The sequence below is a fragment of the Arthrobacter sp. TmT3-37 genome, assembly GCF_054510835.1.
In genome coordinates, this window is sequence record NZ_JBTNDU010000003.1 from 288,312 (window position 1) to 308,691 (window position 20,380).

Sequence of the window (20,380 nt, forward strand, 5' to 3'; positions counted from 1 at the left end):
GGCGGCGTCGGCTACGGGATCCGCCACGGCGGCGTCGGCCGCGTCCGCTGGATCGGCTGCGAGGGCATCCGCCATGCCGGACGGATCGACAGCGGGGGCATCCACCTCGTCGGCGGAGGGCCCTGCGTCGGGTCCGTCCTGCGGCGCGGCTCCGGTCACGGCGGCGGGGGACCCGTCCGTGGAGGTGTCCGAACCATCGCCGGCGGACGGGGCATGAATACCGTCGTCCGTCCCGCCGTCCTGCTGGGGAGCTCCGCTGATGGTCGTTTCGTCGGATTGCTGACTGTCTGTCACCGCTAGAAGTCTTTCGCTCGTCGGATGGCCGTGAGCAACGCCGGGGCCATTTTCTGCAGGATCCAGGAACATCACGGAACCTGCCCTGAGGTTACTTTACCCACTGGTCCTCCACCCGCGTCCCGGAGCGGGTAGAGGAGCCTCCCGCTGGACGGCGGGCGGCGTCCCCGCTCGGTGCTTTTCCCGCGAACCACCCGCGGCACCTAGGATTGAGGCCGCAGAACCGGCCGGCCGCCCTGCCCGGGCGCCGGCCGGCACACCCCGCCCCGGAGGAGACCCACCCCATGGCCCGCAAGGCATCACTGTCAGGCTTTCCCGAATGGCTGCCGGAGGAGCGCCTGATCGAGCTCCACGTCCTCGAGGTGCTCCAGCGGACCTTCGAGCTCCACGGCTTCTCGAGCATCGAGACGCGTGCCGTCGAGACAGTGGAGCACCTGCTGCGCAAGGGTGAGATCGACAAGGAGGTGTACGCCGTGTCCCGCCTCCAGGCCGACGAGGCGTCCGCCTCCGAGAGCGGACTCGCGCTGCACTACGACCTGACGGTTCCGTTCGCCCGCTACGTCGTCGAGAACGCCGGCCACCTCGCCTTCCCCTTCCGGCGGTTCCAGATCCAGAAGTGCTGGCGCGGGGAGCGGCCGCAGGAGGGCCGCGCCCGCGAGTTCACCCAGGCGGACATCGACGTCGTGGGTGACGGCGTGCTGCCGTTCCGGTACGACGTCGAACTCGCCCTCGCCGTCGTCGAGGCCCTCGGTGCGCTTCCGATCCCCGACTTCACGCTGCGCGTCAACAACCGCAAGCTCACCGAGGGGTTCTATCGCGGTATCGGACTCGAGGACACGGCCGCCGTCCTGCGGAGCATCGACAAGCTCGAGAAGATCGGCGCGGAGAAGGTGGGTGCCCTGCTGCGCGAGGAGGTCGGCGCCGACGACGAGCAGGTGAGGCTTGCACTCGAACTCGCCGGCATCCGCACCGCCGACACCTCCTTCGTGGATCGCGTCCGCAGCCTCGGCATCTCCGGCGAGCTGCTCGAGGAGGGCCTCGAGGAACTCCGGCAGGTCGTCGGCGAGGCGTCGCGGCGTGCGCCGGGCCGGGTCGTCGCGGACCTCAGCATCGCCCGCGGTCTCGACTACTACACGGGCACCGTCTACGAGACGGTCCTGAACGGACACGAGGGCCTCGGCTCGATCTGCTCCGGCGGGCGCTATGACGCCCTGGCACGCAAGGGCAACCGCACGTTCCCCGGCGTCGGGCTGTCCATCGGCGTGACCCGCATCGTGTCGCGGATCCTCAGCCAGGGTTTCGCCACGGTCTCCCGTCCCGTCCCCACGGCTGTGCTGGTGACGCTCGCGGACGACGACTCGTGGTCCGAGGCACAGGACGTCGCCGCTGCACTGAGGAGCCGGGGGATCTCCGCCGAGGTCGCCGCGAGCGCCGAGAAGTTCGGGAAGCAGATCAAGTTCGCCGACCGCCGCGGCATCCCCTTCGTGTGGTTCACCTCGCCCGACGGCGCGCACGAGGTGAAGGACATCCGGTCCGGCGAGCAGGTGTCCGCCGACCCCGCGTCGTGGTCCCCGCCGGCCGCGGACCTGCGCCCGGTGGTCGCCACCGCCTGAGCCCGCCCGGCACTTCGCCGGTGCCGCCGCGGTCCCAGGTCCCAGGTCCCCATCGTGCCGTCGGGCGGCGCTCCTCAGATGCCGTTCAGGCAGCCCGCCGCCGCGCGGCCAGGACGACGGCGCGGACGGCCACCCCCGCGGCGAGCACCGCGACCATGGTCAGCACCGACGCCGCCGGCAGCGTGAACGCGAGGACGAGGCAGCCGACCGCACCCACACCGTTGAGCCAGCGCGGGGAGTACCACGGGCGTTCGCGGAGCGTGAGCGCCGAGATGTTCGCGATCGCGTAGTACAGCAGGACGCCGAAACTGGAGAACCCGACCACGGTCAGCACATCCGTGGCGAGCAGGAGGGCTCCGACGACGACGGCCGTCGCGAGGTCGGCCACCCAGGGTACGGAGTGCCGGACCGAGATGCGGGCGAGGACCCTCGGCAGGTCGCCGCCGCGGGCCATGGCGAGGCTCGTGCGGCCGACCCCCGCGATGAGGGCGAGCAGTGCGCCGAGGCTGGCGAGTGCCGCCGCGAGGGTCACGACGGCACCGCCCCGCCCCATCGATCCTTCGCCGGGGACCCCGACGTCCATGACGTCCCGGAGCGGCGTGGTCGTGCCGGCCAGGCCCTCGGGCCCGAGAGCGTGCAGGAGGGAGAGCGCCAGCAGCAGGTACAGCACCAGCGTCACCCCGAGCGCGCCGAGGATCGCTGCAGGGATGTTCCTGCGCGGTTCCCGGACCTCCTCGCCCATCGTCGCGATCCGGGCGTACCCCGCGAAGGCGAAGAAGAGCAGCGCCGAGGCCTGGAGCACGCCCCCTGCCCCTGCCGGCACGGCGTCCACCGTCGCCGCCGGGGACGTGAATCCGACGACGATCACGAAGGCGAGCACCGGCAGCACGAGCGAGACGATGACGCGTGTGGCGAGGGCCGTCCGCGTGATCCCGAAGAGGTTCACCGTCGTCAGTGCGACGACGGCGGCCACCGCGGCGGCCTTCTCCGCGCCCGGCGCGGCATAGAGGCCGAAGGTCAGCGCCATGGCGGCGCAGGAGGCGAGCTTGCCCGTGACGAAGCCCCAGCCGGCGAGGAAGCCGGGCCAGGGTCCCAGGCGCTCCCGTCCGTACAGATAGACCCCACCGCTCGAGGGGTACCGGACAGCCAGGGCGGCCGTCGCCGACGCGTTGCAGTAGGCGACGAGACCCGCGAGGACCACGGCGAGGGGCAGGAGCGAGCCGGCGGCGGCTGCTGCCGGGGCGAAGACCACGAAGGCGCCGGCGCCGATCATCGCGCCGATCCCGACGGTGGTGGCGTCGAAGCCGCCCATGGCTCGGCGCAGTTCCGGGGGCTGGGACACGGTTCTCCTCGGGGTCGGACGCGGTACGCGGCGTCGGAGCACCGGCGGTACGAGGGCCGGACGCCGCCGTCGGGGGCGACGGTCCGACCCGCCGGACCGGACCGGTAAAGTTGGTCGGGCTTGAACCAACTCTAGGCAGGTGCAGCTGGCCTGCGACTCATCGAAACAGATCTGTGGGAAGGAATGCTGTGCTCCGCACGCATGAACTGGGCTCCCTTCGGCCCGAGCACGTAGGACAGACGGTCACCCTGGCGGGCTGGGTGGCCCGCCGCCGCGACCACGGCGGGGTGGCGTTCCTCGACCTCCGTGACGCTTCAGGCGTCGCCCAGGTGGTGGTGCGCGAGGAGGATGTGTTCTCCAGCCTGCGCAACGAGTACGTCCTCCAGATCGCCGGCAGTGTCCAGCAGCGCCCCGAGGGCAACGAGAACCCCGCACTGCCCACGGGGGCGATCGAGGTCATCGCGGACACCGTGACCATCCTCAACACCTCCGACCCGCTGCCGTTCCAGATCGACGAGCACGTCGAGGTCGGCGAGGAGGCGCGCCTGCGCCACCGCTACCTCGACCTCCGCCGTCCCGGCCCCCAGGCCAACCTGCGCCTGCGCTCCGAGGCCAGCCGCGTGGCACGCGAACTGCTGCACGGCGACGGCTTCGTGGAGATCGAGACGCCGACGCTGACACGCTCCACGCCCGAGGGTGCCCGCGACTTCCTGGTGCCCGCCCGGCTCGCACCCGGCTCCTGGTACGCCCTGCCCCAGTCGCCCCAGCTGTTCAAGCAGCTGCTGCAGGTCGGCGGGTTCGAGAAGTACTACCAGCTCGCGCGCTGCTACCGGGACGAGGACTTCCGCGCCGACCGCCAGCCCGAGTTCACGCAGCTCGACATCGAGGCGAGCTTCGTCGAGCAGGACGACATCATCGCCCTCGGCGAGCAGCTGGTGTCCGCCCTGTGGAAGCTCATCGACGTCGAGATCCCGCTCCCGATCCGCCGCATGACCTACGCGGACGCGATGGCGAAGTACGGCTCGGACAAGCCGGACCTCCGTTTCGGCCTCGAACTGACCGAGCTGACCGAGTTCTTCAAGGACACCGGGTTCGGCGTCTTCAAGGCGCCCTACGTCGGCGCCGTGGTCATGCCCGGCGGGGGATCCCAGCCCCGCCGCCAGCTCGACGCCTGGCAGGAGTGGGCGAAGCAGCGCGGCGCCAAGGGCCTCGCCTACGTCCTGATCGACGACGACGGCAGCCTCCGGGGCCCGGTCGCCAAGAACCTGACGGACACCGAGCGGGACGGCCTCGCGGCCGCCGTCGGTGCGGCCCCCGGCGACTGCATCTTCTTCGCCGCGGGGGACAGGACGTCCTCGCGCGCCATCCTCGGCGCTGCGCGCGTCGAGATCGGGCGACGCACGGGGCTCATCAAGGAGGGCGACTGGGCCTTCGTGTGGGTGGTCGACGCACCCATGTTCGAGCCCGCCTCGGCTGCGGTCGCCGCAGGCGACGTCGCCGTCGGCGGAGGAGCGTGGACGGCCGTCCACCACGCGTTCACGTCCCCGAAGCCGGAGTTCCTCGACAGCTTCGACACCGACCCCGAGAATGCCCTGGCGTACGCCTACGACATCGTCTGCAACGGCAACGAGCTCGGCGGCGGATCCATCCGTATCCACCAGCGCGACGTGCAGGAGCGCGTGTTCGCCGTCATGGGCCTCGGCGCCGAGGAAGCCCAGGAGAAGTTCGGCTTCCTGCTCGAGGGCTTCAAGTACGGTGCGCCTCCCCACGGCGGCATCGCGCTCGGCTGGGACCGCGTGGTCTCCCTGCTGGCAGGCACGGATTCGATCCGCGACGTCATCGCGTTCCCGAAGTCCGGCGGCGGGTACGACCCGCTGACGGCTGCGCCCGCGCCGATCACGCCGCAGCAGCGCAGGGAGGCCGGCGTCGACGCCAAGCCGAAGGCCGCCGCCGAGGGCTGATCCGACGGCGGGGTCTGGCAGCACCGGGACAGGGCACTCCGCACGGGGTGCCCTGTCGTGTCCGCACCGCGTCCTGCCGTCCGATCGCTGTCGGAAGAATTGTGACAACGGGCCCGGACCTGCGGCCCGCCTGTGAAATACTGGGAGCAGTACGTGCTCCGGGGTCGGTGTGAGTCCGAACCGGCGGTGATAGTCCGCGACCCGTTCCTCGTTCCGCACCCGCGGGACGGCGGCGGTTGAGCCGGTGGAATTCCGGGACCGACAGTCAAAGTCTGGATGGGAGAAGCACGAACAGCAGGGGCTCGCCGCTGCCCGCACCACGGGCCGCAGCGCCTTCGGCGGCATCGCCCGCGGGAGGGTGCCCTCCTGCTGCCATTGCCCGGAGCCGTCGTATCGGCGAAGGATCGGCATGGACTTTCTGCAGTGGCTCTTCGAAGCCCGCATCCCGGTAGGCGACGGTTCCCTCCTGGCGCGTGAAGTGGTCGGCAATGTGTTCGGCCTCCTCAGCGCCCTCGGCGGGATGCGCCGCAGGGTCTGGGCATGGCCCGTCGGCATCGTCGGCAACCTCCTCCTCCTGACGGTGTTCCTCGGCTCCCTCTTCGGTGCCGCCAGTGCAGCGAACCTCCTCGGACAGGCGGGACGCCAGGTCATGTTCATCGCCGTCTCGATCTACGGCTGGCGTCAGTGGCAGGCCAGCAGGCACAGCGGCGGGCAGGCCGTCACGCCTCAGTGGGCCGGCACCCGGGCGCGCCTTGGCATGGTCACCTTCCTGGTGGTCGGCACGTTCGCGCTGACGCCGCTCTTCCGCGTGCTCGGCTCCTACGAGCCGGTCTGGGCCGATGCCTGGACCTTCGTCGGCTCCCTGCTCGCCACCTACGGCATGGCGAAGGGCTGGGTCGAGTTCTGGCTCGTCTGGGTCGCCGTCGACATCGTCGGCGTGCCCCTCCTCTTCAGCGCCGGCTACTACGCGAGCGCCTTCATGTACATCTTCTACGGTGCCTTCACCCTGGTCGGCTTCTTCGTCTGGGCGCGCGCCCAGCGCACTGCCAAGCCGGCCATCGAGACACTCCTGCCGGATCCGACCCTGCGATGAGCACGACGACGCCGGCCGTGACCACGGCAGAGTCGGAGGCGATGGGCCGCGCCCTGGACCTCGCAGCGCAGGGCGTGCGGGGCGCGAACCCCCTCGTCGGCGCCGTCGTGCTCTCGGCCGACGGCGCACTCCTCGGCGAGGGCCACCACAGGGGCGCGGGCACGCCGCACGCCGAACCGGCCGCCCTCGCCGACGTCCGTCGTCGGGGCGGCGACCCGCGCGGCGCCACCGTGGTGGTCACCCTCGAACCGTGCAACCACACCGGCCGGACGGGCCCCTGCAGCGAGGCCCTCATCGACGCGGGTGTCGCACGCGTCGTGTACGCCGCCGCCGACGTCAACGGGCCGGCTGCGGGGGGAGCGCAGCGGCTCCGCGGAGCGGGCGTCGACTGCGTCGGCGGTCTCGACGCCGACCGCTCCCGCCGGCTCAACGCACGCTGGGCCGCAGCCCTCGCCGGAGCCCGGCCGTTCGTCACGCTCAAATCCGCGCAGTCGCTCGACGGCCGGGTCGCGGCCGTGGACGGCACGAGCCAGTGGATCACCGGTCCGCAGGCGCGCGCGGACGGCCACCGGATCCGTGCCCTCGCCGACGCCGTCCTGGTGGGCACGGGTACCCTCCTCGCCGACGACCCCCGCCTCACGCCCCGCGGCGCCCCCGCAGCGACCCCGACCCCGGGGAAGGGCCTGCGCGTCGTGATGGGCCGCACCGCCGTACCCGAAGACGCCGCGATCAGGGGGCCGGGCTTCCTCCACCTGCCGACGCGGGACGTGCGGGAGGTGCTCGACGAGCTGTTCGGCAGGGGAGTCCGCCACCTCCTGGTCGAGGGCGGACCCCGCGTCGCCTCCGCCTTCCTCCGGGAGGGTGTGGTGGACGAGCTGTTCAGCTACGTCGCCCCGCTGGTCCTCGGTGACGGCGCACCGGCGTTCCCCGACCTGGGCGTGGGCACCCTCGAAGCCGCCGCCCGGTGGGCCCTCGACGATGCCGGGGGGCCGGGCATCCAGCAGCTGGGCCCGGACGTCCGGATGCATCTGCGGCCACCGTCCACCGGCCCCTGACCTCTCCGGGACGGCCAGCCCCATCTCCCGTCCCATCTCCAGCCCCATCCCCAGCCCCATCTCCAGTCCCGACCTCCAGCCGAAGGAAGTACCAGTGTTCACAGGAATCGTGTCCGAGCAGGGCAGCGTGGTCTCACTCGAGCTCGCGCCCGACGGCGAGAGCGGCCTCCTCGTCTTCGAGGCGCCGCAGACCGGCCAGGACCTCACCCCCGGCGCGTCCATCGCCGTCAACGGCGTGTGCCTGACGGCCGTGACGCTCGACGGCGGGCGAGTCGGCGTCGACGTCATGGGGGAGACCCTCCGCCGGACCACCACCGGCGAGCTGCGGCCCGGGGCTCCCGTCAACCTCGAGCGCTGCGTCCCGGCCGGAGGCCGCCTCGATGGGCATGTCGTGCAGGGCCACGTGGACGGCCTCGGGGTGCTGCTGGAACGCGAGGACCTGGGCGCCTGGCACCGGCTCCGCTTCGGCCTCCCGGCGAAACTCGGCCGGTACGCGGCGGAGAAGGGCTCGGTGGCCATCGACGGTGTCTCGCTGACCGTCACCGCCGTCAGCGCACCCGACGAACCGGAGCAGTGGTTCGAGGTCGGGCTGATCCCGACCACCCTCAAGGAGACCGGCCTCGGGGCCAAGTCCCTCGGCGACCCCGTCAACCTCGAGATGGACGTGCTCGCGAAGTACGCCGAACGGCTCCTCGGCTTCGCCGCCGTGGATGCGCGGTCGGGCACGGACGCCGGAGGCGGGCAGTGAGCGCTGCAGGAGGCATCCGGCTGGACCCCATCGGGGACGCCGTCGAGGCCATCGCCGCGGGACGCGCCGTCGTCGTCGTCGACGACGAGGACCGTGAGAACGAGGGCGACATCGTGTTCGCCGCCCAGGACGCCACACCCGAACTGGTGGGCTGGACCGTGCGCTGGACGTCGGGCGTCCTGTGCGTGCCGCTGCCGGCCGAGGACGCGGACCGTCTCCTCCTGCCGCCGATGACCGCCGTTAACGAGGACTCGAAGGGCACGGCCTACACGGTCTCGTGCGACGCCGCGACCGGTGTCAGCACCGGGATCAGCGCCGCGGACCGCGCCCGCACCGTGACGGTGCTCGCGGATCCGGCCAGCGTCCCCTCGGACCTCACCCGGCCGGGTCACGTCTTCCCGCTGCGCGCCGCCCCCGGCGGCGTCCGCGAGCGGCAGGGACACACCGAGGCCGGCGTCGAACTGAGCAGGCTCGCCGGCAAGCGGCCCGCCGCGGTGATCGCGGAACTGGTGCACGACCACGGTGACATGATGCGTCTGCCCGCGCTGCGCCGTTTCGCCGACGACCACGGCATCCCGCTCGTCTCCATCGAGGACCTCGTCGCGTACCTGGGGGAGCGCGACGGCCGCGACGACGTCGACGAGCAGCCGGACGCGGCCGGCGCCTGAGCCGGCGGCACCCCACCACGACCCGACGAACCACACCACCCAGCATCAGCACCACCGAAGGAGAACCATGAGCGGCCACGGAGCACCCAGCATCGACATCAGCGGACTGACCACGCAGGAGGGCGCCCCCCTGCGTCTCGCGATCATCGCGGCCAGCTGGCACACGCAGATCATGGACGGTCTGCTCGACGGCGCCCGCCGTGCCGCAGCCGAGGCGGGAGCCGAGGTGACCGAGATCCGCGTCCCCGGCAGTTTCGAACTGCCTGTCGCCGCCGCGCGCCTCGCTCCGCACGTGGACGCCGTGGCAGCGCTCGGCGTCGTCATCCGGGGCGGCACCCCCCACTTCGAGTACGTCTGCCAGGCGGCGACGTCCGGCCTCACGGACGTGAGCGTCAGCACGGGCGTACCGGTGGGCTTCGGTGTGCTGACCTGCGACACCGAACAGCAGGGGCTCGACCGCGCCGGCCTGCCGGGTTCTTCCGAGGACAAGGGGTACGAGGCGGTCTCCGCGGCGCTGGCGACGGCCGCCGTCCTGCGATCGTGGACGCGGTGAGCGCGGAGGCGTCCGTCACACCGGGGAGCCGGAGGAACGGGTCGGCCCGCCGAGCCGATAGCCTAGGGGACGTGAAAACCTTTGATTCCCTGTTCGAGGAACTGAGTGCGAAGGCCGCCGAGCGGCCCGCCGGATCGCGGACCGTCGCGGAGCTCGATTCAGGCGTGCACGGCATCGGCAAGAAGGTCGTCGAAGAGGCCGCCGAGGTGTGGATGGCCGCCGAGTACGAGTCCGCCGAGGATGCCGCCGAGGAGATCTCCCAGCTGCTGTACCACCTGCAGGTCCTCATGCTGGCGAAGGGACTCACCCTGGAGGACGTCTACAAGCATCTCTAGCCGCGCCGGCGTACCCCGCCCGCGGCTCCCGCGTGCCACCCCTCCGATCCAGCGAAAGACCCCCCAATGCTCCGTGTAGCAGTCCCCAACAAGGGCGCCCTCTCCGAGGCCGCCTCGTCCATGCTCGCCGAGGCCGGCTACCGCCAGCGCCGTGATTCCCGGGAGCTCGTGCTCGTCGATCCCGAGAACGAGATCGAGTTCTTCTTCCTCCGTCCCCGTGACATCGCCGTGTACGTCGGCTCGGGCACGCTCGACGTCGGCATCACCGGCCGGGACCTCTTCCTCGACGCGCAGGTGCAGGCCGAGGAGCTCCTGCAGCTCGGGTTCGGCGCGTCGACCTTCCGCTTCGCCGGTCCGGTGGGCGATTTCGCCACCGTGGAGCAGCTCGAGGGCAAGCGCCTCGCCACGAGCTACGAGGGCCTGCTCAAGGACTACCTCGCCGAGCGCGGCATCAGCGCCGCCGTGGTGAGGCTCGACGGTGCCGTGGAGTCCTCGGTACGCCTCGGCGTGGCCGACGCGATCGCCGACGTCGTCGAGACCGGCAACACACTCCGTGCCGCGGGGATGGAGATCTTCGGGGACCCCATCCTCCGGAGCGAGGCCGTGCTGATCGGCCGCGCGGGCGTCGAGGCCCCCGCAGGACTCGACGTGCTCCTGCGGCGCCTGCAGGGCGTCCTCGTGGCACGCCAGTACGTGATGATGGACTACGACATCCGCAAGGACCTCGTCGACGAGGCCGCCGCCCTGACGCCGGGACTCGAGTCCCCGACGGTCTCGCCGCTGCGCGACTCCGAGTGGGTCGCCGTGCGGTCCATGGTCCGGCGGAACCAGACCAACCGCATCATGGACGAGCTGTACGAACTCGGCGCGCGCGCCATCCTCGTCAGCACCATCCACGCCTGCCGGATCTAGGGGAGCACAGCCATGACCGTCGCCGTCCGCGTCATCCCCTGCCTCGACGTCGACGCCGGGCGCGTCGTCAAGGGCGTCAACTTCGAGGACTTGCGCGACGCCGGTGACCCCGTCGAGCTCGCGCACCGCTACGACCGCGCCGGCGCGGACGAGCTGACCTTCCTCGACGTCACCGCGTCCTCCGGCAACCGCGAGACGACCTTCGACGTGGTCGCCCGGACCGCCGAGGAGGTCTTCATCCCGCTGACCGTGGGCGGAGGCGTGCGCGAGATCTCCGACGTCGACCGCCTCCTGCGCTTCGGCGCGGACAAGGCGTCCATCAACACGGCCGCCGTCGCACGCCCCTCCGTCATCGACGAGATCACGGGCCACTTCGGTGCGCAGGTCCTCGTGCTCTCGCTCGACGCGCGGCGCACCCGGGACGCGAGCACCCCGTCGGGCTTCGAGGTCACCACCTACGGAGGCCGCAAGGGGACCGGGATCGACGCCGTCGCGTGGGCGAAGGAAGCGGCGGACCGCGGTGTCGGCGAGATCCTGCTCAACTCCATCGATGCCGACGGCACCAAGGAGGGTTTCGACCTGGAACTCATCCGCGCCGTCCGTGCCGCCGTCGGGGTGCCGCTCATCGCCTCGGGCGGGGCCGGCAGGCCGGAGCACTTCCCGCCGGCGGTCGAGGCAGGCGCCGACGCGGTCCTCGCGGCGTCCGTCTTCCACTTCGGCCCGGTGGACGCCATCGCGCAGGTCAAGGCCGCCATCCGCGCTGCTGGGTTCCCCGTCCGCTGACGGACCGGACCATCCTCCGCCCCCGGTCAGGGGCGGAGCGGTGGCGGTGTGAAGTCGGTGTCAGGCCGGTGTACTGGTGCGCCGTCGGTGGGTACTCGCGATTGGAGCGCGGCCCGCAGTCTCTGCGCGGTCGGTGCGCACTCCAGGCGCCGGTGGCCGCAGGAGCCGCGCGGCGGCTTCAGATGCCGACGTCGGCGCTCTCGAGCAGGGCGACCGCGTCCGGCTGACCCTCGAAGGTGACCAGGGCCTGCCGGCGCCGGCCGTGGGCGTGCAGGAGGAGTTCTCCGGGGTCCCCGACGATGGCCACCGAGACCGGTGCGCGCTTGGCCACGTGCCGCGGACCGCCCGGGCGTACCAGCACGATGCCGAGGTCCGCGCCGCGGTACAGGATCGCAGCACGCTTGACGAGCTCCTCCCAGAGCGCCTCCGCGTAGTCCTCGTCGAGCGCGCGCGGAGCCCATCGGGTGCCGGCGCGGCGGACGTCCTCCGTATGGACGAAGTACTCGATGAGATTGACGCTCTTGTCGATCGGGTTGATGCGCATCGGCGAGAGGGCGGGCGGTCCCGCCAGGAACCGGTTCACCAGCGCTTGGAATCCGGCAGGTGATGCGGCACGTTCGGCCATGTCCCGCGTCGCACGCTCGGTGAGGGCCGCCAGCCTCGGGACCACCATCCCGACGCCCAGAGCAGGCTTGTGCTCGCGGAGGTAGAGGTGTGCGGCCAGGTCGCGTGTCCGCCAGCCCTCGCACAGTGTCGGTGCGTCGGGGCCGGCTGCCAGCAGCGTCTCGGCCAGGACCTCGCGGGACGGGGTTACGTAGTGCATCACAGCTGAAAGTAGCACGGGGGACACCGGCCGGGGCAGTTGCGCCGCGCCCCGCCGTCGACCGCACTAGAATCACAGGTGATGCCTTCCTCCACCTCCTCCCCGGACAATCCCGCCGCTGCCCCGACCGACGTCGCCGGGGAGGAGCGTCCGCTCCTCGACCCGGCCATCGCCGCGGCGCTGAAGAAGGACGACGCCGGCCTGGTCGCCGCCGTCGTCCAGCAGTACGACACACTCGAGGTGCTGATGCTCGGGTGGATGGACGAGGAGGCGCTGCACCGCACGCTCACGAGCGGCCGTGTGACCTTCTACTCGCGGTCCCGCTCGGAGTACTGGCGCAAGGGTGACACCTCCGGCCACCGGCAGTGGGTCAGGGGCGTCGCGCTGGACTGCGACGGCGATGCCCTGCTCGTCACGGTCGACCAGGAGGGTGCGGCCTGCCACACCGGCACGCGCACCTGCTTCGACGGCCGGGCCTTGCCCGCGGTGACCGCCGGCCGTCCCGATGTGAAAGGACCCTGACGCCATGGAGCAGCTGGGCACGATCCGCCCCACCCTCGAGGAATTCCGCGAGCTGGCCCAGGGCCGCCGTGTGGTCCCCGTGCACCTCAAGGTCCTCGCGGACTCCCACACGCCCATCGGCATCTACCGGAAGCTGGCAGCCGGGCAGCCCGGGACGTTCCTGATGGAGTCCGCGGCCGTGGGCGGGGTGTGGTCGCGCTACTCCTTCATCGGCGCGCGGTCCCGTGCCACGCTGACCACCCGCGACGGCGAGGCGCACTGGCTGGGTGAACCGCCGGCGGGGGTCCCGGTGGGCGGTGACCCCGTCGAGGCCCTGCGCCTCACGGTCGAGGCGCTCCGCACGGAGCGCTTCGAGGAGTTGCCCCCGTTCACGTCCGGCATGGTCGGCTTCGTGGGCTGGGAGGCCGTCCGGCACTGGGAGCGGCTCACCAGCCCGCCCGAGGACGACCTGCTGCTGCCCGAGCTGGCGATGTGCCTCGTCTCCGACCTGGCCATCCACGACAACGCCGAGGGCTCCCTGACCCTCGTGGCGAATGCGATCAACTTCGACGGCACGGACGAGCGCGTCGACGAGGCCTGGCACGACGCCGTTGCGCGGGTCCGCGCGATGCTCGCCACGCTCGTGGCTCCCGCCGAGCTCGCCGTGTCCGTCATGGCACCGGACGCGCCGACAGCCGAGGCGTCCATGGACCGCGTGCGTGAGTCCTGGTTCGAGCCCGACTACCTGAAGGCGATCGAGCGCGGCAAGCGGGCCATCGTGGACGGCGACGTCTTCCAGGTGGTCATCAGCCGCCGCTTCGAGATCGAGTGCGACGCCTCGGCCCTCGACGTCTACCGCATCCTCCGCACCATGAACCCGAGCCCCTACATGTACCTGTTCAGCCTCGAGGACGCAGAGGGGCAGGGCTACTCGATCGTGGGCAGTTCGCCCGAAGCCCTCGTGACGGTCACGGGCGACGAGGTCATCACGCACCCCATCGCCGGTTCCCGCCCCCGCGGGAGGACCACCGAGGAGGACCGCGACCTCGCCGTCGAGCTCCGCGCCGACACCAAGGAGAAGGCGGAGCACCTCATGCTCGTCGACCTCGCGCGCAACGACCTCTCGAAGGTCTGCGTACCGGGCAGCGTCGACGTCACGCAGTTCATGGAGGTCGAGAAGTTCAGCCACATCATGCACCTCGTCTCCACCGTGGTCGGCAGGCTCTCGCCCGCCAGGAGCGCCTACGACGTCCTGGCGGCGACCTTCCCGGCCGGCACGCTCTCCGGCGCACCCAAGCCACGCGCGCTGCGCCTCATCGACGAGGTGGAACCCCACCGGCGGGGCATCTACGGGGGAGTGGTGGGCTACCTGGACTTCGCCGGGGACATGGACATGGCGATCGCCATCCGCTCCGCGCTCCTGCGGAACGGGAAGGCCTATGTGCAGTCCGGCGGCGGGATCGTCGCCGACTCCGTCCTCGAGGCCGAGGCACTCGAGACGGTCAACAAGGCAGCAGCGCCACTGCGCGCGGCACTCACGGCGGCCGGCCTGCGCCCGGCGACGGCGGACGTGCCGTGAGCGCCGCGGAGGGACCGGCACCGCGCCGCTTCGCGCGCCGCGGGATCGTGGTGATGGGGATCGTGGTCCTCGCACTGCTCGCCTTCGGCTCGACGACCCGGACCTGGCTCTCGGTGCGCCTGCCGCAGGATGCCGTCCAGATGCCCGACCTCGCCATCGCGGGCAGCGACGCGGCGACCCCCGTGACGGCGTTCGCGCTCGTGGCGCTGGCCGCGGCCCTCGCCGTCTCGATCGCCGGCCGGGTGGCGCGCTGGATCATCGCCGTCATCCTCGTGCTGTCCGGCGTCGGGATCGCGCTGTCCAGCGCATCCGTGGCCCTCGATCCCGCCGGAGCGGCAGAGCCGGCCATCGGCACCGCCATCGGTGTCAGCGGTCTGACCGGAGCCGAGGCGAGCGCCACCGGCATGCCCTGGCTCGCCGTCGTGGCCGGGATCCTGCTGGCACTCGCCGCCGCCTGGGTGGTCCTGGCAGGCCGGACCTGGGGGGTGAACCGGCGGTACGACGCCGGCGCGTCCCGGGGCGGGCGGACTCCTGGAGGCGGCCTCCGACCCGGCGCGCCGGTCCCGTCCACGGGTGACGTCGCCCCCGGCGCCGTCTCCGACGACGCCGCGCGGACGGCTGGGCCGGGGGTGTCGACCCCGCCCACCCCGCCTACCCCGTCGGTGCCCACGGCGGAGCAGGATGCAGGGCGCGACGACGGTTCCGGCAGTTCCGGCAGTTCCGGCAGTGCTGTGTCCGACGGCTCCGGCAGCGGCACCGAGGACGCTCCGCCGGTACCGGGCACCGGCCCGGTCGAGGCCCCCGGCTCCGCCCGCACGCCGACAGGGCGCACCAGCTCCCACGCGGACGAGATCGACAGCTGGGACGAGCTCTCGCGCGGCAACGATCCGACGCGCTGACCTCTTCCCCGGCCGCGCCTCCCGGAGCCGCCGTCCACCGGCTCCACCATCCACGTTCCGCCGGGTCACGCCATCAATGGCAGAATGGAACGGAACCCGTTCGAAGGAGATTTCCATGGCATCCGAGACCCGCACCTCCGCTACCCGCAACACCCCCGCGAACCACGCCCAGATGGGCGACGAGACGATCGGTCACGGCAACAGCCCCGCGGCGTGGACCTGCGTGTTCATCATGCTGGCCGGAGCCGCACTCGCCTCCTTCGCCTACATCCTCGCCAGCACCGAGGGCAATCACGATTTCGGCACGCTGCTCTTCTGGGTCGGCATCGGCATCATGTTCGTCGGCCTGATCGTCGGCTTCATCATGCGCAGGATCGGCTACGGCGTGGGCGGATCGAAGCTCAAGAACAACGGCCACTAGATGACGGTCCTCGACGACATCATCGTCGGCGTCCGCGAGGACCTCGCGGAGCGTCGCCGTAGCCTTCCCCTCGAGGACGTCCGGGCCGCAGCCCTCGCCGCACCCGCTCCGCTCGACGCCTTCGAGGCGCTCGGGGCAGGCCGGGGCGATGCCCTGGCGGTCATCGCCGAGGTGAAGCGGAGCAGCCCGTCCAAGGGTGCCCTGGCCGACATCGCCGATCCGGCGGCCCTCGCCGCGTCCTACGAACAGGGCGGTGCCGCCGTCATCTCCGTGCTGACGGAGCAGCGGCGTTTCGGTGGATCGCTCGCCGACCTCGACGCCGTCCGCGCCGCCGTGGGCCTCCCCGTGCTCCGCAAGGACTTCACGGTGGACGAGTACCAGATCTGGGAGGCCCGCGCCCACGGAGCCGACGTCGTCCTCCTGATCGTCGCGGCCCTCTCCGACGAGGAGCTCACCTCGTTCCTGGCCCTGACGCACCGGCTCGGGATGAACGCGATCGTGGAGACGCACACGGCGGAGGAGGTGCGGCGTGCCGCGGCCGCGGAGGCCCGCATCATCGGCGTGAACGTCCGGAACCTCAAGACGCTCGACATCGACCGCGGGGTCTTCGCGGAACTCGCGCACCTCGTCCCCGCCGGCGCGGTCGTCATCGCCGAGTCGGGCGTGCGGGACGCCGCCGATGTCGCCGACTACGCAGGACACGGCGCGCACGCCGTCCTGGTGGGGGAGGCACTCGTCCGGCACAACGATCCGGCCGGCACGATCGACGCGTTCAAGGAGTCAGGCCGCACGGCCTTGCAGGACAGGGCCGCAGCGCACACCTGACCGACGCCGGGACCCGCGGCCGGCCGGGCACACGGGCAGGCCCGGAATCCGGCGCCGACGCGGCCGGCAGTTCAACCGGCAGCAGTACAGCGAGCACGAAACAGGGGCCGGCCATCGCCGGTCCGAGACGGACCCGGACGGCAGAGCCACCCGGGTCAGGACCAACAGGACGGGACAGCTGAAGTCATGACCGACACGCACCAGGACACGGGCAACCCCGGAGCCGGCGACGGAGCAGCGGACGCCATCGACGCGGGGACGGCCGAGGCCTTCCTCAGCCACGACCAGAGCCTCCGCAATGCTCCCGGCCCCTACTTCGGCGCCTACGGCGGACGCTGGATGCCGGAATCACTGATCGCCGCGCTCGACGAACTGCAGGACACGTTCGACAAGGCCAAGGCTGATCCCGAATTCACCGCGCAGGTCGCCGACCTGAACCGGAACTACGCCGGCAGGCCGTCGCTCCTCACCGAGGCGCAGCGTTTCGCCGAGCACTGCGGGGGCGTCCGCGTGTTCCTCAAGCGCGAGGACCTGAACCACACCGGCTCGCACAAGATCAACAACGTGCTGGGCCAGGCCCTGATCGCCAAGCGCATGGGCAAGACCCGCGTGATCGCGGAGACCGGTGCCGGCCAGCACGGCGTCGCGAGCGCCACCGCGGCGGCCCTGCTCGGCCTCGAGTGCGTCGTCTACATGGGCGCCGAGGACACGCGGCGCCAGGCCCTCAATGTCGCGCGCATGCAGCTGCTCGGGGCGACGGTCATCCCCGTCACCAACGGTTCGCAGACGTTGAAGGACGCCATCAACGACGCCCTCCGCGACTGGGTGGCCAACGTCGAGACCACGCACTACCTCCTCGGGACGGCAGCCGGAGCGCACCCGTTCCCCGCGATGGTGCGCTACTTCCACGAGGTCATCGGGGAGGAGGCTCGCGAGCAGATCCTCGACCAGGCCGGCAGGCTCCCCGACGCGATCTGCGCCTGCGTCGGTGGCGGGTCGAACGCCATCGGCATGTTCCACGGCTTCCTCGACGACCGCGACGTCGCACTCTACGGCTTCGAGGCGGGCGGCGACGGCGTCGAGACCGGCCGCCACGCGGCCACCATCACCCTGGGACGCCCCGGCGTCCTGCACGGCGCGCGGTCCTACCTCATGCAGGACGAGGACGGCCAGACGATGGAGTCCCACTCCATCTCCGCGGGCCTCGACTACCCCGGCGTCGGACCGGAGCACGCGTACCTCGCCGACATCGGACGGGCGCACTACGAACCCATCACCGACGCGGAGGCCATGGAGGCGTTCCGCCTCCTCAGCCAGACCGAGGGCATCATCCCCGCCATCGAGACGGCGCACGCCCTCGCCGGTGCCATGAAGGTGGGTCGGCGCCTCGCTGCGGACCTCGGGCCGGGGGAGCAGGCGTCGGACAAGATCGTCGTCGTGAACCTCTCCGGTCGCGGGGACAAGGACGTGGCGACCGCCGCGGGCTATTTCGACCTGCTGCCGGACGACAGCGCCGAGCAGGAGATCGCCCAGGAGGGTGAACAACTGTGATGACGCATTCGACCGGACCGACGCCTCCCGTGGACGTCCCTGATCCCGCTCGCTCCGCGGCCGGATCGGCCGCCGGCGGTTCCAAGGCCGCCGCCGCGATCGAGAAGGCGCGCAGCGAGGGCCGCGCAGCACTCATCGGCTACCTGCCCGCAGGGTTCCCCGATGTCCAGACCACCATCGACGCCGGCATCGCCATGGCCCAGAACGGCGTGGACCTCATCGAGATCGGCATCCCCTACTCGGATCCCGTCATGGACGGCCACGTCATCCAGGAAGCGACCGTCGAGGCTCTCGCCAACGGCTTCACCGTGCCCCGGATCTTCGACGTCGTCGAGGGCATCACCCGCAGCACGGACGCCGCCGTCCTGGTCATGACCTACTGGAACCCCGTCATGCGGATGGGAGTCCGTGCATTCGCCGAGCGCCTCGCCGCAGCAGGCGGCGCCGGACTCATCACCCCGGACCTCATTCCCGACGAAGCTTCCGAGTGGCTCGAGGCATCCGAGGAATTCGGCCTCGACCGCGTCTTCCTGGTCGCCCCCTCCACGTCTCCGCAGCGCATGCAGGACACCGTCGACGCGAGCCGCGGCTTCGTCTACGCCGTGTCCGTCATGGGCGTGACCGGCGCCCGTACCTCGGTCGGCGCCGCCGCCCGCGCCGTGGTGGATGCCGCCCATGCTGCCGGCGCGGAGCGTGCCTGCGTGGGCCTCGGGGTCTCGACCTCGGCCCAGGTGCGCGAGATCGGTGCCTATGCGGACGGCGTCATCGTCGGTACGGCCCTCGTCGCCGCACTGCGCGACGGCGGCGTGGAAGCCGTCGCCGAACTCACCCGGGAGCTCAGCACCGGCACGGCGAAGGCTCCGGCATGATCGGCGGCGGCCTCGCGGCCTCGATCCCGAGCCCACCCGCAGCCTGGGCCAGTTTCGACCTCGGACCGCTGACCATCCATGCCTACGCGCTGTGCATCCTCGCCGGCATCATCCTGGCGCTCATCCTGACGCAGAGGCGCTTCGTGTCGTTCGGCGGCTCCGCCGACACCGTGTGGGACATCGCGATCTGGGCCATCCCGTTCGGTATCATCGGCGGCCGGCTCTACCACGTGTTCTCCTCGCCCGACGCCTACTTCGGGCCCGAGGGGGACCTCGCCCGGATCCCGCAGATCTGGCAGGGCGGCCTCGGGATCTGGGGTGCGATCGCTCTCGGCGCCGTCGGAGCGTGGATCGGTGCCCGACGCGCAGGAGTGAGGCTCTCGGCCTTCGCCGATGCGGCAGCCCCGGGCGTCCTCCTCGCGCAGGCCGTCGGCCGCCTGGGCAACTGGTTCAACCAGGAACTCTTCGGTGCGCCCACCACCCTTCCGTGGGGCCTCGAGATCGACGCCGACAACGCGAACTTCCCGCTCGACCAGGAACCGGGCACCCTGTTCCACCCGACGTTCCTCTACGAACTCCTGTGGAACCTCGCAGGCGTCGCGCTCCTGCTCCTGCTCGCGCGGCGTTTCCGGCTCCGCGGCGGGCGCATGTTCTGGCTCTACGCCGCGTACTACACGCTCGGACGCGTCTGGATCGAGACGCTGCGCATCGACGACGCCGAGATGGTCACCCTGTTCGGCGTGACGCAGCGGCTCAACGTCTGGACGAGCATCGCGGTGTTCCTCGTGTCGCTCGCCGTGCTCGTGTTCCTCGCGGTCAAGCGCCGTCCCGCCGACGACCCGTCCGTGTATCTCCCCGGTCGCGAGCCCGAGCCGCAGGACGGCACCGGGCTGCAGGACGGCACCGCGCCCGGCGCTACGGCCGGTGGCACGGCCAAGACCGCAGGCACAGACGATCCGGGGGCCGGATCGAACGCGGCCGACACGGGCAGGACCGGTGCCGAGGCACAGGCCGCCGACGCGGTGAAGGCCGCCGCCAGAGCGAAGGCTGCCGACACAGGCGAGGCCGGTGACACGGGCAAGGCCGGTGGAGCGGTGAAGGCCGATGCACCTGCGGCATCCGAGGCCGGGACCCGGCGTGTCGCAGCGGCGGGTCCCGTCCCAGGAGGCGACGGCACGGGGCCGGCTGAGGCTCCTGTGGCAGGCCGGTCGGGTGCATCCGATAACGCTTCAGCCACAGGTGCCCACGCAGCGGACACCGGGCTGGGCACGCGGAACGATCGTGGTAATCTTTCCGAAACAAACGGCGCCTGAGTACCGTTCCAGGACTCCGCGCAAGCGGGGCCGCGGTCTCCGGCTCCCGATAGCAGTCCCCGGGCCACCGCCCCTAAAGGACGCAACACCACACAGTTGTGGACTCCAGGTGCGACGGCCGGATCACCTTCCTGCCCGCACCGACACCGTCCCCAGCCGGCGCAGGACCACTTCTGCGATTGCCCGCCAAGAGCGCCGGGCAACGTCGGCCGGACGATGTGCACGAGATCGATAGACGGTGC

At 71.6% G+C, this 20,380-nt stretch carries 20 protein-coding genes and 1 riboswitch; of the genes, 18 read left to right on the top strand and 2 right to left on the bottom strand.

Annotated elements, in window-relative coordinates:
• Nucleotides 1-578: 578 nt before the first annotated feature.
• On the top strand, nt 579-1,907 hold the full coding sequence (gene hisS, locus ACX80U_RS06395; RefSeq protein ID WP_133081821.1) for a histidine--tRNA ligase: 1,329 nt from the start codon (nt 579-581) through the stop codon (nt 1,905-1,907).
• A gap of 85 nt (nt 1,908-1,992) precedes the next feature.
• Here the strand turns inward: hisS and ACX80U_RS06400 are convergent, their stop codons facing one another.
• The gene (locus tag ACX80U_RS06400; protein ID WP_244186240.1) at nt 1,993-3,249 is read right to left on the bottom strand and encodes an APC family permease; all 1,257 of its coding nucleotides are present in this window, start codon (nt 3,247-3,249) and stop codon (nt 1,993-1,995) included.
• Nucleotides 3,250-3,437: 188 nt separating this feature from the next.
• On the opposite strand from ACX80U_RS06400, the gene aspS reads away from it, so the two are divergent.
• The 9 genes from aspS to hisF all read left to right on the top strand — a co-directional run bounded on the left by aspS (nt 3,438) and on the right by hisF (nt 11,357).
• Entirely contained in the window at nt 3,438-5,210 is a 1,773-nt protein-coding gene (gene aspS / locus ACX80U_RS06405; protein WP_459267808.1) for an aspartate--tRNA ligase, read from the top strand.
• A 150-nt stretch (nt 5,211-5,360) separates the two neighbouring features.
• Nucleotides 5,361-5,502, top strand: a riboswitch (FMN riboswitch).
• 117 nt (nt 5,503-5,619) lie between these two features.
• Nucleotides 5,620-6,303: a nicotinamide riboside transporter PnuC gene (pnuC, locus tag ACX80U_RS06410; protein WP_459267809.1), complete on the top strand. Its 684-nt coding sequence runs from the start codon at nt 5,620-5,622 to the stop codon at nt 6,301-6,303.
• The gene (ribD, locus tag ACX80U_RS06415) at nt 6,300-7,358 is read left to right on the top strand and encodes a bifunctional diaminohydroxyphosphoribosylaminopyrimidine deaminase/5-amino-6-(5-phosphoribosylamino)uracil reductase RibD (RefSeq protein ID WP_459267810.1); all 1,059 of its coding nucleotides are present in this window, start codon (nt 6,300-6,302) and stop codon (nt 7,356-7,358) included. The genes pnuC and ribD overlap by 4 nt, the downstream gene beginning before the upstream one ends.
• Before the next feature lie 94 nt (nt 7,359-7,452).
• A complete protein-coding gene (locus ACX80U_RS06420; protein ID WP_459267811.1) occupies nt 7,453-8,106 on the top strand; it encodes a riboflavin synthase in 654 nt (217 codons plus the stop codon).
• A complete protein-coding gene (gene ribB / locus ACX80U_RS06425) occupies nt 8,103-8,774 on the top strand; it encodes a 3,4-dihydroxy-2-butanone-4-phosphate synthase (RefSeq protein ID WP_459267812.1) in 672 nt (223 codons plus the stop codon). Before ACX80U_RS06420 ends, ribB begins: the two co-directional genes overlap by 4 nt.
• 67 nt (nt 8,775-8,841) lie before the next feature.
• Nucleotides 8,842-9,327: a 6,7-dimethyl-8-ribityllumazine synthase gene (ribH, locus tag ACX80U_RS06430; protein ID WP_459267813.1), complete on the top strand. Its 486-nt coding sequence runs from the start codon at nt 8,842-8,844 to the stop codon at nt 9,325-9,327.
• A gap of 71 nt (nt 9,328-9,398) precedes the next feature.
• Nucleotides 9,399-9,662, top strand: a complete 264-nt coding sequence (locus tag ACX80U_RS06435; RefSeq protein ID WP_459267814.1) for a phosphoribosyl-ATP diphosphatase — start codon at nt 9,399-9,401, stop codon at nt 9,660-9,662.
• A 66-nt stretch (nt 9,663-9,728) separates the two neighbouring features.
• Nucleotides 9,729-10,574 carry an ATP phosphoribosyltransferase gene (gene hisG / locus ACX80U_RS06440; protein ID WP_133081829.1) on the top strand — a complete coding sequence of 282 codons (846 nt, stop codon included), beginning with the start codon at nt 9,729-9,731 and terminating at the stop codon, nt 10,572-10,574.
• Between the two features lie 12 nt (nt 10,575-10,586).
• Nucleotides 10,587-11,357, top strand: coding sequence for an imidazole glycerol phosphate synthase subunit HisF (hisF, locus tag ACX80U_RS06445; RefSeq protein ID WP_208741014.1), 771 nt, complete (start codon nt 10,587-10,589; stop codon nt 11,355-11,357).
• A 178-nt stretch (nt 11,358-11,535) separates the two neighbouring features.
• Here the strand turns inward: hisF and ACX80U_RS06450 are convergent, their stop codons facing one another.
• Complete coding sequence (locus ACX80U_RS06450; RefSeq protein ID WP_133081831.1) at nt 11,536-12,180, bottom strand: TIGR03085 family metal-binding protein; 645 nt, start codon at nt 12,178-12,180, stop codon at nt 11,536-11,538.
• 81 nt (nt 12,181-12,261) lie between these two features.
• Here ACX80U_RS06450 and hisI point away from each other — a divergent pair, with 81 nt between their 5' ends.
• From hisI to lgt, 8 genes are all read left to right on the top strand, one after another.
• Nucleotides 12,262-12,702 (top strand): phosphoribosyl-AMP cyclohydrolase, encoded by a 441-nt coding sequence (gene hisI, locus ACX80U_RS06455; RefSeq protein WP_133081832.1) that lies wholly within the window; start codon nt 12,262-12,264, stop codon nt 12,700-12,702.
• Nucleotides 12,703-12,706: 4 nt separating this feature from the next.
• Nucleotides 12,707-14,260, top strand: a complete 1,554-nt coding sequence (locus ACX80U_RS06460; protein ID WP_459267815.1) for an anthranilate synthase component I — start codon at nt 12,707-12,709, stop codon at nt 14,258-14,260.
• Complete coding sequence (locus ACX80U_RS06465) at nt 14,257-15,159, top strand: Trp biosynthesis-associated membrane protein (RefSeq protein WP_459267816.1); 903 nt, start codon at nt 14,257-14,259, stop codon at nt 15,157-15,159. Before ACX80U_RS06460 ends, ACX80U_RS06465 begins: the two co-directional genes overlap by 4 nt.
• A 115-nt stretch (nt 15,160-15,274) precedes the next feature.
• Complete coding sequence (locus ACX80U_RS06470) at nt 15,275-15,580, top strand: HGxxPAAW family protein (RefSeq protein WP_133081835.1); 306 nt, start codon at nt 15,275-15,277, stop codon at nt 15,578-15,580.
• Entirely contained in the window at nt 15,581-16,405 is an 825-nt protein-coding gene (gene trpC, locus ACX80U_RS06475; protein WP_459267817.1) for an indole-3-glycerol phosphate synthase TrpC, read from the top strand. It abuts the gene before it with no gap.
• Between the two features lie 186 nt (nt 16,406-16,591).
• Nucleotides 16,592-17,956 (top strand): tryptophan synthase subunit beta, encoded by a 1,365-nt coding sequence (gene trpB / locus ACX80U_RS06480; RefSeq protein ID WP_459267818.1) that lies wholly within the window; start codon nt 16,592-16,594, stop codon nt 17,954-17,956.
• On the top strand, nt 17,956-18,825 hold the full coding sequence (gene trpA / locus ACX80U_RS06485) for a tryptophan synthase subunit alpha (RefSeq protein ID WP_459267819.1): 870 nt from the start codon (nt 17,956-17,958) through the stop codon (nt 18,823-18,825). The genes trpB and trpA overlap by 1 nt, the downstream gene beginning before the upstream one ends.
• Nucleotides 18,822-20,138, top strand: coding sequence for a prolipoprotein diacylglyceryl transferase (gene lgt / locus ACX80U_RS06490; RefSeq protein ID WP_459267820.1), 1,317 nt, complete (start codon nt 18,822-18,824; stop codon nt 20,136-20,138). The genes trpA and lgt overlap by 4 nt, the downstream gene beginning before the upstream one ends.
• Nucleotides 20,139-20,380: the final 242 nt, after the last annotated feature.